Raw genomic sequence first — 14,287 nt, 5'->3', positions numbered from 1 at the left:
TAAAATAAAAAATTTTTAAAGATCCAGTGCAGGTTCAAGAATTTTCTCCATTCTCTTTTTTACCATATCTACTGACCCGGAATAGTTATTCACCATTAAAGAAAAAACCAGTGTTTTTCCGGAATTTGTTTTCAGATAACCGGCTAATGTTTTTACTTTATTCAGTGTTCCTGTTTTAGCAAAAACCTGTCCGTTTCCTCCCATATTGAACATTCTTTTTAAAGTTCCGGATTGTCCTCCGATGGGTAAAGAAGTCAGATAAGATCTGTAGTATTTCTGATCCATCAGAGAAGTAAGAAACTTCACCTGAGAAATTGGCGTTACATTATTGCTTCTTGACAGTCCGCTTCCATCTATATAGTTAAGACCAATCATATCAAAACCGGCATCTTTCAGGTGATTAGTCACCACCATTCTTCCGGATTCTGAAGTCTGGTCTCCCATTTTCTGATATCCTACCGTTCTCAGCAAAGCTTCTGCCAGTGAATTGTCACTGTGTTGATTGGTATAATAAATAATATCATTTAAAGTTGGGGACTTATACGCTGAAAGCATTTTTCTGTTTTCTGGTGCTGCATCTGTCATTTTCGGAGTTACTTTTCCGGTAACAGGAATTCCGCTTTTTACCAATGTTGTTCTGAAAGAGTTGGCAAGATAAGCCGGAGCATCAGGAAGTTTGGTTGTTAAAGCTCCGTTTCCTTCGTATTTATCAGCATATACCATCTGATGGTTGTAAGGAGAAACGTAGAAAAATTTCTTTTCTGTAGAGAAACCTCCTTTTTTAACAATCAGTTTTTCGTTGGCAGGGTTGATATCGCGGGTACTTCCTGCAGGCAGATAATAATTATTGTTTTCCAACCATACAACATTTTCCGGAAGCACTGAAATATTGCCTTTGAAAAGCGCTGTCTGAATGATAATATCACCATTTACCTTTTTGATTCCCTCTCTTGAAATACCGCCTACGAAATCTGAAATAATATCTCGATAAGATGCTGCACCAGCTTTGTTAGTTCCCAAAGAAGGGTCACCGCTTCCTATCACATAAAGATTTCCATTCAACACTCCATTTTCGTCTATCGTTCCTGAGTACTCCAGCTGAGTCATCCAACGGTAATTTTCACCCAGCATGTTTAATGCCGTTTCCGTTGTAAGCAACTTTGTAGTAGAAGCAGGTACTAAAGGAGTATTTTCGTTATACGAAGAGATTACCTTCTTCGTTTTCGGATCATACACTACGAATCCCCAGGTTGCATTTTTCAGCACAGGATCCGCCATCATTGTGTTTACATTAATGTCTACAAGTTCTTTTGCTGACAAAACAGTTTTCTCCACCATCGTACTAACGGGTGACGGCAGGTTTAAGCTGCTTTTCTGATTGTCATAATTCTGAGAATAAAGAACGGTAGAAACGGTAGATTGAGCCAGGAAAAGACCAGAAGCCAACACCGCCGCACTTGAAATATATTTTCTGAAATTTACCATCTATCTTCTTTTTGTTCTATAGCTTTGACTCTATAAAAAATGACAGGTTAAATCATCCAGTACAAGAGCCAAACACTTAATCAACGTCCAAAAGTAGAAATTATTGTCATATAACGGACCACCGACCCGTTATAAAAGAGTGTAAAATTTGTTAAAAATTGTTAAAAATCAACAAAAACATCTTTTTTAATGCTTTGATATGCAGTGATTTCATCAAATTCTTTCAAACTTATCAAAACCATGTTTTTGAATTTCTCATAGTTTTTCCCACGGGGAAGCTTCAGCATAATCTGGAACTGATAGAAGTTATTCAGTTTTGCAATCTGTGCTCTTTCCGGACCTAAAACACATTCTTCCGGAAGATACTTTCTGAGGATAGAACCCAGAAAGCGGGATGCACGGTCTGCTTTATCCTCTCTTCTGTGTTTCATTTCAATCATGATCAGCTTGGTGAAAGGCGGATAATGGAATTTCTGACGTTCCGTAAGGATATATTTATAGATCTTGGCAGGGTTGTTCATCTTGATCAGCTGAAATACGGAATGATCAGGATTAAAGGTCTGAATAAGGATTCTCCCTTTTCCAGACACTCTTCCAGCCCTTCCCGAAACCTGGGTGATCAGTTGATATGCTCTTTCTTCCGCTCTGAAATCCTGTACATATAATAAAGAATCCGCTTTAGGAATCGTCACCAGTTCGATATGATCAAAATCCAGTCCTTTTGAAATCATCTGTGTTCCTACAATAATGTCAGTTTCTCCATCCTCAATTTTCTCGTACAGCTTTTCGTAGGCGAATTTTTTACGCATGGAATCTACATCCATTCTATCCACCTCATTTTCAGGGAAAAGTTTGGTAACTTCTTCATGAATCTGCTCTACACCGACTCCTCTTTCGTTCAGCTTTTCAGAATTACATTTCGGGCAGGTTTTAGGTTTTGAAGCTCTTTGTCCGCAGTAATGGCACTTCATTTCATTGGCGGCTTTGTGATAAGTCATTACCACATCACAATTGGAACAGTAGTTCACATACCCACAGCTTTCACATTCTATGACATTGGAATAGCCACGACGATTATGAAGAACAATTGCCTGATTTTTTTCATCCACCGTTTTCTTAATCTCTTCGATAAGTTTCAAAGAGAAATTTCCTGAGACCTTTTTAGATTCCTGGGCTTCTTTGAAATTAATGAGTTCATATTCCGGCAGATTGACATTCCCGAATCTTTCATTCAGGAAAACATATTTCATTTTATCTTTTCGGGCTCTGTAATAACTCTCAACAGAAGGTGTTGCTGATCCTAAAATCACTCCTGCCTGGTACAATCCACCCAACACCAAAGAGGCATCTTTCGCATTAAAATAAGGAGAAACTTCTCTCGGTCTGTATGCAGAATCGTGTTCTTCATCTACAACAATAAGTCCGAGATTCTGATAAGGTAAAAATAATGCATTACGCGTTCCGATCAGAATACGGATATCGTTCTGCCTGATTCTTCTCCAGACTTCTACCCTTTCAAAATCGGTCAGCTTCTGATGATAAAAACCGAGCTGTCTGCCATATTTTTTTTCTAACCTTTGAGTAATCTGTTTCGTAAGAGATATTTCCGGAAGCAAAAACAGAACATTTTTTCCTTCTTTGATACATTCATCAATTTTCTCTAAATAAATATGAGTTTTTCCCGATGAAGTAACTCCATGAAGCAAAACATTCTTTCCTTCTTCAAAAGCCTCATCAATTTCAGATTTTGCTGTTTTCTGCTGTTCGGAAAGTTCTTCAAGTTCCTCAATTTCTCCTTCATAGCTTTCTATTCTGTCTTTCTGCATGTAGTATTCCTCTACAAGACCTTTATCTGCCAAAGGTTTGAAGTGAGAACTTCCGAAATAACCGTCTTCAAACAATTCAGATTTTTTAATAGGAACATCAGGGCTTTCAGTCTGTTTTTCTAAAATAAGAAGGAAAAGATCTTTCTGTTTTTGTGCTCTGTTCAATTTTAAAAGAATATCCGTAAGATTTTGATTGGCCAAAACCTCATCATTAATTCTTACGTAAGCCACTTCTTTGGCTTTATACTTTTCAGCAATTTTCTCATCAATTTCAATATACTGAAGATCAATAAGCGAATTGATGGTTTTGATGATATCTTTTTTAGGAATAAAAGCTTCAATATCCGTCAGATTGATCAGTTGTCGAACTTCCAGGGCCTGAACCAGATACATTTCGTTAACATCCAGGTTTTCAAAATCTATGATGGCTCCTGGTTTTAATTTTAAATAGGTTTCACTTTCCAGTTTTAAAGAAGAAGGAAACGAAAACCTGTAAATCTCTCCAAGGCTGCACAAATAGTATTCTGAAAGCCAATTCCAGAAATCAATCTGTTCCTGAGGAAGAATCGGCTGATCATCCAGCATGCTGATGACTTCCTTGGCTACAAAGTTTTCCGGTGCATTATCATGAAGCTCAAATACGATTCCCGTATAGATCTTTTTTCCACCAAACGGTACCAGAACACGCATTCCTGGTTGGATTTCAGACATCATTTCCTCAGGAACTTTATAGGTGAAAGATCCTTTGAGGTTTAGGGGTAAAACAATTTGAGCGTACTGCAAGGGAAATATTTAAAATGTAAAATTAGATTTTTCCTGAGAGAACTGCAACTTTGTGAAGATTCTTTCGCACTCCTGTAATAGACCTTGAAATCCAATGTGGAAAAAAATCAATAGGAACGGACTTCAGTCCGTTTAATAAAAAATTAAAATTTCAATCGGCTTTAGCTAAAACCTGGATTAAACACAATGTCCGCAAAAGATTAGATGAATCGTTTTAATTCGGTCGCAAGGGCGCTCCACTCAGCAAAGATATCCCTCCATATTCATATTAATAAACGATGGCTTATCATTAAAAAAGAAGTTCTGTCATCTGATACCAGAATGCAGAGGTAAAAAATCCTACAATAATACTGACTCCGATAATCAGGTTGGTCAGTTTTGTATTCAGCCGGAACTGTTCTGCAATGATACTTGAAGTAACCAATGTGGGCATGGCTGCTTCAAATACTGTAATTTTAGCTACATCTCCTTTTATTCCGAATAACAGAGCCATACCCAATACTATTGCTGGTGCCAGAATCAATTTATAAAGCATCGACATAGACATTTGGGGAATCAGTTTTTTCCATCCATTGAATTTCAGCTGTAATCCGACTGAAAATAAAGCTAACGGGCTTACTGTAGCGGCCAGTTTATCAAAGAAAGGTTCTGCAACGGTAAAGTCAATGAACCTCGACAATACCAACGCTGAAATACATCCTATTAACGGAGGAAATGTGACCAATCTTTTTAAAATGAATATGGCACTTACTTTTCCTGATTTACTTCCTCCTTTTACTGCTGCAATAATTCCGAGGGTGGAAAGCGCAAAAAACATGGTCTGGTCACAAATAATGGCAATGCTTAAAAGCCCTTCGCCATAAAAAGCACTGATTAAGGGAAATCCGATGAATGAGGTATTACTGTATCCGCTTGCTAATTCCAAAGTACTTCTGGACCGCCTTGAGTATCCCCTGCTCTTACTGTAAAACATCATAAAGAAAAAGCAGAACACAGAAACTAAAAATGTGGCTGCAATGGGGAACAGCATCTCTGTTGTCCATTTTACTTTAGGCAGATATTTAAACGAAACTGCCGGAAGAGCAAGATAAAGAATCCAGGTATTGATACCTTTATGGGCATCGGGGTGGATAGATTTTGTTGCTTTGAATATCATTCCTGCAATGATACACACTGCAATCAGAACAAAATTTACCATAACTATAAAGAAATATAATGCAAATTTACGGCTGATTTTTGAGTTGGAAGGGTAAAATTTATATTTTTTTCGGTAGAATTTCTAATGAATCTTTTCTGCTTTAAACCTTATAGGTTTCAAAAACCTATAAGGTTTGCAAAAGTTTTTTCAAAATAGATATTAATTCTTCATCACATCCCAAAGACTCATCACTTCAATTTTTTCCAAAGGTTTTGAAAGGGTAATTCTTTTTGAAGTTCCCGGCAAGAGATCAAAGAAATTATCACTGAAATGAGTATCTCCCACCAGATAAACATCTTTGGCTAAAATATCTGTTGATATTTCAATTTCAGTAGATGAAACTTTTCTGATTTTAATTTCCGGGTTTGACAGCTTTAAATCTTTAGGCTTATTAAAAAAGAACAATTTTTCAAATTTTGTGTCTTTTTCAGAACTGATTTTTAAAACAGCTTTAGACAAATCAAACTGGGCCAGTTCTGATTTACTGATATTTCGTATTTTCTTACTTACATCAGCTTTTATATTTTCTGACTGATTGCTTTTCCAAAGTATTTTTCCTTTAAAATCAATGAGTTCAAACTTAATATCTGAATTAAATTCTTTCACAAGATCACTGATCAGATAAATATCATAACTTTTATCGGTTTCAGCAATTGATATCAACACAGGTTCAAAGCTTCTTTTCGCCTGATAATGGAAGGCTTTCCAGTTTCCGAGATAATCAATGGAAGACCATGAAACTACCGGCCAACAATCATTGAGCTGCCAATACAAGGTTCCCATATTATAAGGTTTTGCACGACGATGGGCTTCAATAGCGATCTGCATTCCTCTTGCCTGTAGCAACTGTGAAACATAATTGTACTGTACAAAATCTGTCGGAATTTTATAATCACGCTTCAGGTATTCATTAATGATATCCCAGCCGCGGGCATGTTTTTCATGTGCTTTGATAGTTGGATTCTGAAGACTTAAATCCGGAGTTCCTGAGAACATTGATTTTGTCGTTTCAAGAGTTGGTGTACCCTGAAAGCCATATTCAGACATGAAACGTCCCACTTTTTCGTTGTAAATTTCAAAAGGCTGCTCGCCCCACCAAACACCCCAATAATGGGAATCTCCTTCGGTAAGGCTTTCTTTGTGTCCCCAACCGATTGAGGGAGAACTTGGCCAATATATATTTTTATCCGATTTCAGATTTTCTGCCAATGCATTGGGAATTACCTCATGAAACAGCTTTTTATAATCTTTCCAAACCTGAAGTGAATCATTTTTTGAATATTTGAACTGTTTCTGATAGCCCCAATTGACAATCGCTTCGTCAATTTCATTATTTCCGCACCACAAAGCAATAGAAGGATGATTCTGAAGTCTGTTCACCTGATCTTTTACTTCTTCTTTTACATTGTTCAGAAATGTTTCATCTGCAGGATAAAAGCTACCCGCAAACATAAAGTCCTGCCAGACCAGGATTCCGTTTTCATCGCAAGCTTTGTAAAACTCATCATCTTCATAAATTCCTCCACCCCAGATTCGGATCATATTCATATTGGCAGCTTTGGTATCTTTAATCAGTTTCTGGTACTTTTCTTTGGACATTCTTGGTGAAAAACTATCTCCAGGAATCCAGTTCGTTCCTTTGATGTACAACGGCTGTCCATTGACTTTGAAATAGAAGGATTTTCCCTTTCCGTCTTTTTCCTGAACCAATTCAACCGTTCTTAAGCCTATCCTGATATTTTTAGTATCAATATTTTTCTGATCTTTTGAAAGTTTTACTTCAAAATCATAGAGATGAGCATCACCACAACCGTTAGGCTGCCAGAGCTCCATCCCACTTGTTTCATAAGGAATGGATATCGTGTTGATTCCTTTTTTTAAAGATATTTTTTGGTGAATTTTATTAAGATCCAAGGTATAATTTCCAGCGTTTTGAGCTTCAATTTCTACATCAAAATGTAAATCAGAAGAAGTATCGGAAGTTCTTTTCTGAATATCCTTAACAGTAATAATTTTGGCATTATTCCAGAATTCTAATTGTACATCTTTCCAAATTCCAGCCGTAACCAATCTTGGTCCCCAATCCCATCCAAACTGATATTGTGCTTTCCTCACAAAACTTCTTGGTGATTCCGGTAGGGTGAACGGAACTTTTTTCGCTAATTCTTTTCCTGTATTGACAGCGGATTTAAACTTAATCTGAACTGTATTTTTTCCTGTTTTCAGATATGGCTTCACCGGAATATTCCATTTACGGAACATGTTGTCGGTTTTCTTTAACAGTTTTCCGTTAAGATAAATTTCTGAGAATGTATCCAGTCCGTGAAAAACAAGATCGATATTATCATTCTTTAATTCCTGGGTGGAAACAGTAAATACGGTCTGATAATCCCAGTCATCATTTTCTATCCATTGTACTTTTTTTTCATTTTCATCTTGATAAGGATCAGGAATCACCTTGCTATTCATTAAATCCAGATGAACGGTTCCCGGCACTTTCGCAGGAAGCCAGTTTTGATCTTTTGAGTTTCTGAACTGCCAGTTTTCAGAAGATAAATTTCTTTGGGAAAACTGTGCTGAAAGGATATTCTGTGTAAAAAGGAAAGCAAAAAGGATCGTTCTATTCATCAATAATTTTGTTTTGTATCTTAATATTCAGTAGTTCTGTCATTCCGAGGAACGAAGGAATCTCTATCTTATTGGTTTAGATTCCATGCTGCGCTTGGAATGACAAACTGAGCGCATATTATTCGTTTTATTTACTTTTCAACGCAACCACTTCATCCGCATTGGCAAAAGCTCCACCATCCGTAATTGCTGAAGAATGGAAGTATCCAGCATGGGTAACTGCTCTTATTCCTTCGATATTGGATGAGCGAAGTCCTCCTCCAACAAGGATTTCAATTCTTCCGTTGGAAAGTTCAACCAGTTTCTTAAGGTTTTCTTTTCCTTCAGATACATTCGGTTTCTGACCGGAAGTAAGAATGGTTGTAAAACCACATTCAATTACTTTTTCTAAAGATTCTTCCAGACTTGCAGCGCGGTCAAAGGCACGATGAAAGGTACACGGAAGCGGTTTTGCCAATTCGACTAAAGCTTTATTCTGTTCTATATTAACCTCATCATTTTCATCCAGAATACCGAATACAAAACCATCTGCATGTAAAGATTTTAATTGAATCAAATCATTTTTCATCTGTTCAAATTCCGAATCCGAATAAGTGAAATCTCCACCTCTTGGACGGATCATCACAAAAATCGGGATCGTAATTTTTTCGCGAAGCTTCTTCATGGTTTCGAAATCCGGAGTGGTTCCACCTTCACTCAGTCCATCACATAATTCTATTCTGTCTGCCCCATTTTCAAAAGCAATGATTGCTGATTCAGGATTAAAACAAGCTATTTCTATTTTTGACATTGTATTATCTATTTGATTTTATTTTGGTTCATCCTGCAGTACATCTGCAATCAGAAAAGAACCGTTTTGTTTTACTACTTTGATCACAGAAGGATATTGAGCTTTGAAGCCATCATCTCTCAATACTACATTGAAGATATATTCATCCTTTGAAGACGACTTTAAATCGCAACTTTCCACTTCAATACTGTTCCAATCCTGGGCGGAGATAAGAAATCCTATGCCAACTCCAGCTTTACCGGTATCAAACTTAGACTTCCATTTATCCTGAAATTCTTTGTCGGTAAGGCTTCCATCTACATCCAGATCAACATTTGTTGCATCAGTTTTATAATCAAAATAATCTTTTGTTGTCATCTTCTGCATATTCTTTTCTTCATTTCCGATATCAGCTTTAAAGTAGTTCACAATGCTTGTCTTCAGCCATTTTTGGGCTTCTTCTACATCATTGGACTCATTATTCTGAACGGCTTTTTCTTCTGTCTGTTGTGGTTGGAGATCTATTTTAATTTCCTTCTTTTCTTCTTTGCAAGACATGATCAGAAGTAGAGAAGCGATAATCATTCTTTTCATATTTGTTTTATGTTTTGGCTAAAGCCAATTGGTATCTTTTATGGGTTTAAATGGGCTAAAGCCCATTCCTATTGAATTTATTTCAAGGCAAATTCTGGTTTTTCCAGGCGGTTTCCTTTCTGATCATAAACGGCAAAGTTGAATCCATCCTGAATACAGTAAGATCCATATTCTCCCTGCTTATTGATGGCGATAAAGCCTACCTGAATATCTTTTAGATTTTTGTTTCTTCGCTGATTGATTTTTACAATTCTTTCTACCGCTTCCCTACAAGCTTCCTGTGGATTTCTGCCTTGCCTCATCAACTCAACCACAAGATGTGTTCCTACCGTTCTGATCACCTCTTCACCATGACCTGTTGCAGTAGCAGCTCCTACTTCATTATCTACAAACAAACCTGCTCCGATAATTGGGGAATCTCCTACTCTGCCATGCATTTTGAAAGCCATTCCGCTGGTTGTACAAGCACCAGAAAGGTTCCCTTGAGCGTCTAAAGCGATCATTCCTATCGTATCATGGTTTTCAATGTTGGCAATAGGTTTATATTGACTGGTTTTTAACCATTCTTTCCATTCTTTTTCTGATTCAGGAGTGAGAAGGTTCTCTTTTTTAAAACCTTGTGAAAGCGCAAACTGTAATGCTCCATCTCCTACCAACATCACGTGAGGTGTTTTTTCCATTACCGCTCTGGCAACAGAAATAGGATTTTTAACATGTTCCAGACAGGCTACAGAACCAATATTATAATTTTCATCCATAATGCAGGCATCCAGCGTTACTCTTCCATCTCTATCCGGACGGCCTCCGTATCCTACACTTCTTTCCTTTGGATCTAATTCTACAAGACGTACTCCTTTTTCTACTGCATCCAAAGCTTTCCCCCCTTTTCCAAGGATTGTCCATGCTTCTTCATTAGCTTTTAATCCGAAATTCCAGGTGGAGAGTACGATAGGTTTATTGATGATTTTTTTATTTTCAGGCAGATTTTGGGCCATCACATCTAAAGGATTAATGGTAAGTGCTGCTGTGGCAATTCCCAGTTTTTTAATAAAACTTCTTCGGTTATTGTTCATTGTAAGTAAGAATTATTTAATACAAAGCAAATATCTTAAAAAAATTCGTTGAAAGTCTAATGGCTTTTTCACTATTTTTTCTTTGCTATTTTTTATTATTTTTATAATGGTTATTTTAATTAGTATTTATGTTTAAAACATTTAGAAGAATGGATTGCTTTAAGGAATTATCGGATGAAGAAATCCAGGTCCTTTCAAGCATCAGTACTCCCAAACTTCTTCGGAAAAAAGAAAAACTTTTAGAGCCTGGTCAGCCATTTAACCATTTATTTATACTGACCAGTGGCCTTCTGAGATTTTTCTTTGACGATGAAAACGGAGTTGAAATCAATACTTTCCTGCCCTCGGAAAAAGAGGTTGCCTTTTTGGAAAGCCCGGAATCTTATTCCCCAGAAGGCGCAAAAAAGTATACTATACAGGCTGTCATTGATTCACAAATTTTTCTTTTTAATAAAGAGAAATTTGAACAGATTGCATTTCAGCATAAAGGAATTTACAATTTGTATTTAAAATCTTTAAAACAGATTATCAGCATCTTATCCGCACGCACAGAGCAGTTTTGCAAAAGTTCTCCGCTTTCCCGCTATGAAGAATTCCTGAGCAGCCATCCGTTTGTCTGTCAAAATGCAAACAGAAAGTATATTGCCAATTTTTTGGGTATTACCCCTAATTCTCTTTCCCGTATTACTGCCCGTGATGTTAAAAAAAAGAATCAAAGAAAAAAATAACTTAAGAATATTTTTAATTGTTTCGTTCAGTATAATTTTGTCCGGTCAAAAAATAGTTCCTCATCAATAAAAAACCAAATGAAAAAAAATATCATCATCTTCAAAGCATTACATCTTATAGAATAGTCTTTACATCTTAACAGGAGTAATATGTGATTATCCGGATTTTTATTCGGGTCTTAATCTGTATTTTCTTAAGTCAACATTTTATTACCATTTTATACCAATTTATGCAAAGAATAACCACCATTCTCTGCCTGTTATTAGCATGCAATTTTGTGCAGGCCTCTACAGGCAATGTTGAAGACAAAATAGCCGATGGAGCATCCTGGCTAATCTTACTTGTATTGCCTATTGCAGGGATTTATCTCTTCTGGAAAGTTCACATTTACCCGGAAAAAGTAGCGGAAAAGAAAAACCATCCCCAGCTGAACGCTATCAAAAGCATGTGCCTTCTTTCTCTGATCTTTGGCGGTCTTTTATGGCCGGTTGCCTTAATCTGGGCCAATTATGACTATGGAAACCAGACGACTCCTGAAAAAGAAACAGACAACACAGATTTACCTGAAGAAGAATTTAAACCTATCGAAAATTAAAAAACATGCTGGAATTACTAGTTGCAATATATGCCGGGATTTGCTGGCTTCTTATTAAAAAATTAAAACTAATCCCGTGGACATTTACCACACAGGTCATTGTGTATTCATTGCCGATCTTCGGATCTATCGCTTTGATATTAAGTTTAAATTATTATTGCCCCATTACCTCTGATGTAAAGGTAGGAAACAGAAGTGTGGATATTACTACACAGGTTTTAGGTAAGGTGAAGAAAGTATATGTGAGCACCAACCAGGAAGTAAAAAAGGGAGATACTCTATTTGTGCTTGACAGAGAGCCTTATTTACAGGAAATTAAATCCCTGGAAGCTAAGCTGAGCAGCATGAAAGCCACTGTGCATTCCTATGATGCAGATATTTCGGCTTCCAGAAAAAATATTTCTGCATTACAGTCACAGCTTGATCTTGCCAATAAAAGAGTAACTCAATATCAAGAACTAGTACAGGCAGGAGCAGCCAACAAATTTGATCTTGAACAGGCAATAACCAATGTACGTGATCTACAATCCAGAATCAGTGCTGCACAATCACAACAACAGTCTTTGGAAACAAAGTCCAATGCTTCTTATGGTGGAGAAAATTCATCAGTATCTGAGATTCAGGCTAAGCTGGAGCAGGCAAAATGGAATCTTTCCCAGACCATTGTTTTGGCTCCTACAGACGGTGTGATCCCCAATGTTCAGCTGAATGAAGGAGCTATTATGGCCCCATTCAAATCTGCATTTGTTCTGATTCAGAAACAGCAGTCAGTCATTGGATTTTTTGCTCAGAACGAGCTTGAATCTGTAAAAAATGGAAATGAAGTAGAGCTTGCTCTTAAAACAGAACCGGGAAAAGTAGTAAAGGCCAAACTTGAATATGTAATTGATGCTACAAGCCAGGGAATCATGAATAATGCAGGAGGAATGCTGGGCGGAAATGGTTCTACGGCAGGACTTCCTGATACCGCAAGACAATTACCTGAGACCGATGGAAAACTTATTGCCAAGTTTGTCCTGGAAGATAACCAGAAACAGCTTACAGTAGGAGCAAGAGGAACGGCTGTGATCTATTCTGATCATATTAAACCTCTTCATCTTATCAGAAAAGTAATGGTACGAATCAACAGTAAAATCAACTTCCTGATTCCTAAACTTCATTAACATGTATAAAAAGTTAGTTTTATTGAGCGTGCTCGCTGTAAGCTTAAGCTCATGCATCGGTTATAAAGAAGCTACGAAGGAAAATATAAATGAGCTGAAAGAAAAAAGTGAAATTGCTTCTCATATACAAATTCCGGATGACTGGATTTTTGACAGAAAAGCAAATTCAAAATCAATTTCCTATGACTGGATCAATGATCTTAAGACCTCTCAACTGGAAACCCTGATTAATGAAGGAATGTCATATAATGCGGATCTGATTATTGCCAGAGAAAAGCTTAACCAAATTGAGCTGGCAATGGAAATTGCAGGAAGCGACCTTTATCCAACCGTAAGTGCTGTTGCCAATACTTCCAATAATTTGGTGAGTGGCAGCCAGATTCAACGTCTTGCATTAAAAGCCAATTGGGAAATTGATCTTTGGGGTAAAAATAAATCTTCACAGATGGCAAGTACCAGCAGCTATTTTTCTGCAAAACATCAGAATACACTACTGCATCAATCTATTGCCGGGATGATTGCCAAAGCCTATTTTCTGAATATTGCCGGAAACATTCAGGAAGATAAAGTTGAAAGTTATATTCAGAAGTCTAAAGATCTTGAAAAGCTTTATATCATTCAAAAGAAAGTAGGAACGGCCAATGCTCTGGATATTTCCAATATCTCTGCAGAAATTATTTCCCTGAAGGGCTATCTTGAGAAGATTAAAAATGCCAATACACAGTCCAGAAGATCTCTGGAGCTTCTTACCGGGAAATACCCGGCGGGAAAACTGATGACCCAAAACTCTTTTACCCCCATAAAAAGTAGTATTCCTGAATCTTTCCCTCTTGAACTTCTGGAGGACAGATCAGACATACAGGCCAGTCATTTTCAGATTGAAAAAGCTTTTTATGAAGTACAGGAGGCTAAAGCAGCAAGACTTCCTTCACTGAGTATAAGTTCTTCTCTTGGGAGTGCCGGAAGTAATGTAGAATCTATTAATTCTTTATTTTCCAATCCTTTAATAAAAGTGGGCGGAGGATTAGTTTCTCCTCTATTCAATGGTGGAAAGCTTAAAAAGAATGTGGAAGTAAAAAATTCCCAACAGAAACAGGTTGTTGAAGAATATTCTAAAGCTGTTCTGAATGCATTGAACGAAGTGGAATCTTCTTTAGCGAATCTCCGTTCCATTGAAAAGCAGATGATTTATACGACTAACGCTGTCAATGAGCTGAAAAATAATATTACACTCACTGAGAAACAAATAAAGGTAGGTACCAACAACAGTTTTGTACTGATCCGTAAACAAAGAGACCTTTTGAAAAATGAAATGAACCTCATCAATCTGGAACTTCAGTACAGAATAGAGCGCATAAATCTTTATATGGCTTTAGGTGCGGAGAACTTCATTTATTCATAATTTTATACTTGGAGAGACTGCAGATTTTTTCTGCAGCCTTTT

The 14,287-nt window shown here is 37.0% G+C and carries 11 protein-coding genes; 4 read left to right on the top strand and 7 right to left on the bottom strand.

Going from position 1 to position 14,287, the window contains the following annotated elements:
* Nucleotides 1-15: 15 nt before the first annotated feature.
* From dacB to ACKTTZ_RS15720, 7 genes are all read right to left on the bottom strand, one after another.
* The gene (gene dacB / locus ACKTTZ_RS15750; RefSeq protein ID WP_407845993.1) at nt 16-1,485 is read right to left on the bottom strand and encodes a D-alanyl-D-alanine carboxypeptidase/D-alanyl-D-alanine-endopeptidase; all 1,470 of its coding nucleotides are present in this window, start codon (nt 1,483-1,485) and stop codon (nt 16-18) included.
* A gap of 161 nt (nt 1,486-1,646) precedes the next feature.
* Complete coding sequence (gene priA, locus ACKTTZ_RS15745; RefSeq protein WP_407845992.1) at nt 1,647-4,094, bottom strand: primosomal protein N'; 2,448 nt, start codon at nt 4,092-4,094, stop codon at nt 1,647-1,649.
* 289 nt (nt 4,095-4,383) lie between these two features.
* Complete coding sequence (locus ACKTTZ_RS15740) at nt 4,384-5,292, bottom strand: AEC family transporter (protein WP_034695375.1); 909 nt, start codon at nt 5,290-5,292, stop codon at nt 4,384-4,386.
* Between the two features lie 159 nt (nt 5,293-5,451).
* Nucleotides 5,452-7,920, bottom strand: coding sequence for a glycosyl hydrolase 2 galactose-binding domain-containing protein (locus ACKTTZ_RS15735; RefSeq protein ID WP_407845991.1), 2,469 nt, complete (start codon nt 7,918-7,920; stop codon nt 5,452-5,454).
* Nucleotides 7,921-8,047: 127 nt separating this feature from the next.
* Nucleotides 8,048-8,710 carry a copper homeostasis protein CutC gene (locus tag ACKTTZ_RS15730; protein WP_253317881.1) on the bottom strand — a complete coding sequence of 221 codons (663 nt, stop codon included), beginning with the start codon at nt 8,708-8,710 and terminating at the stop codon, nt 8,048-8,050.
* A gap of 18 nt (nt 8,711-8,728) precedes the next feature.
* A complete protein-coding gene (locus ACKTTZ_RS15725; RefSeq protein ID WP_034695372.1) occupies nt 8,729-9,283 on the bottom strand; it encodes a hypothetical protein in 555 nt (184 codons plus the stop codon).
* A gap of 77 nt (nt 9,284-9,360) precedes the next feature.
* Nucleotides 9,361-10,356, bottom strand: a complete 996-nt coding sequence (locus ACKTTZ_RS15720; RefSeq protein WP_034695370.1) for a N(4)-(beta-N-acetylglucosaminyl)-L-asparaginase — start codon at nt 10,354-10,356, stop codon at nt 9,361-9,363.
* A 128-nt stretch (nt 10,357-10,484) separates the two neighbouring features.
* On the opposite strand from ACKTTZ_RS15720, the gene ACKTTZ_RS15715 reads away from it, so the two are divergent.
* From ACKTTZ_RS15715 to ACKTTZ_RS15700, 4 genes are all read left to right on the top strand, one after another.
* Nucleotides 10,485-11,084, top strand: a complete 600-nt coding sequence (locus tag ACKTTZ_RS15715) for a Crp/Fnr family transcriptional regulator (RefSeq protein WP_407845990.1) — start codon at nt 10,485-10,487, stop codon at nt 11,082-11,084.
* Nucleotides 11,085-11,314: 230 nt separating this feature from the next.
* Nucleotides 11,315-11,680, top strand: a complete 366-nt coding sequence (locus ACKTTZ_RS15710) for a DUF3302 domain-containing protein (RefSeq protein WP_407845989.1) — start codon at nt 11,315-11,317, stop codon at nt 11,678-11,680.
* Between the two features lie 5 nt (nt 11,681-11,685).
* A complete protein-coding gene (locus ACKTTZ_RS15705; RefSeq protein ID WP_253317886.1) occupies nt 11,686-12,843 on the top strand; it encodes an HlyD family secretion protein in 1,158 nt (385 codons plus the stop codon).
* A gap of 1 nt (nt 12,844) precedes the next feature.
* Complete coding sequence (locus tag ACKTTZ_RS15700; RefSeq protein WP_407845988.1) at nt 12,845-14,245, top strand: TolC family protein; 1,401 nt, start codon at nt 12,845-12,847, stop codon at nt 14,243-14,245.
* Nucleotides 14,246-14,287: the final 42 nt, after the last annotated feature.

The organism is Chryseobacterium sp. KCF3-3 (assembly GCF_045865955.1).
GTDB lineage: Bacteria > Bacteroidota > Bacteroidia > Flavobacteriales > Weeksellaceae > Chryseobacterium.
Note: the sequence above shows the minus strand (reverse complement) of the source record. Positions and strands in the feature narration are given on the sequence as shown.

Coding starts and splice junctions, on each gene's coding strand:
- ACKTTZ_RS15735 (WP_407845991.1), bottom strand. CDS start 7,920: ATGAATAGAACGATCCTTTTTGCTTTCCTTTTTACACAGAATATCCTT.
- ACKTTZ_RS15740 (WP_034695375.1), bottom strand. CDS start 5,292: ATGGTAAATTTTGTTCTGATTGCAGTGTGTATCATTGCAGGAATGATA.
- ACKTTZ_RS15715 (WP_407845990.1), top strand. CDS start 10,485: ATGTTTAAAACATTTAGAAGAATGGATTGCTTTAAGGAATTATCGGAT.
- ACKTTZ_RS15710 (WP_407845989.1), top strand. CDS start 11,315: ATGCAAAGAATAACCACCATTCTCTGCCTGTTATTAGCATGCAATTTT.
- ACKTTZ_RS15705 (WP_253317886.1), top strand. CDS start 11,686: ATGCTGGAATTACTAGTTGCAATATATGCCGGGATTTGCTGGCTTCTT.
- ACKTTZ_RS15725 (WP_034695372.1), bottom strand. CDS start 9,283: ATGAAAAGAATGATTATCGCTTCTCTACTTCTGATCATGTCTTGCAAA.
- dacB (WP_407845993.1), bottom strand. CDS start 1,485: ATGGTAAATTTCAGAAAATATATTTCAAGTGCGGCGGTGTTGGCTTCT.
- ACKTTZ_RS15730 (WP_253317881.1), bottom strand. CDS start 8,710: ATGTCAAAAATAGAAATAGCTTGTTTTAATCCTGAATCAGCAATCATT.
- ACKTTZ_RS15720 (WP_034695370.1), bottom strand. CDS start 10,356: ATGAACAATAACCGAAGAAGTTTTATTAAAAAACTGGGAATTGCCACA.
- ACKTTZ_RS15700 (WP_407845988.1), top strand. CDS start 12,845: ATGTATAAAAAGTTAGTTTTATTGAGCGTGCTCGCTGTAAGCTTAAGC.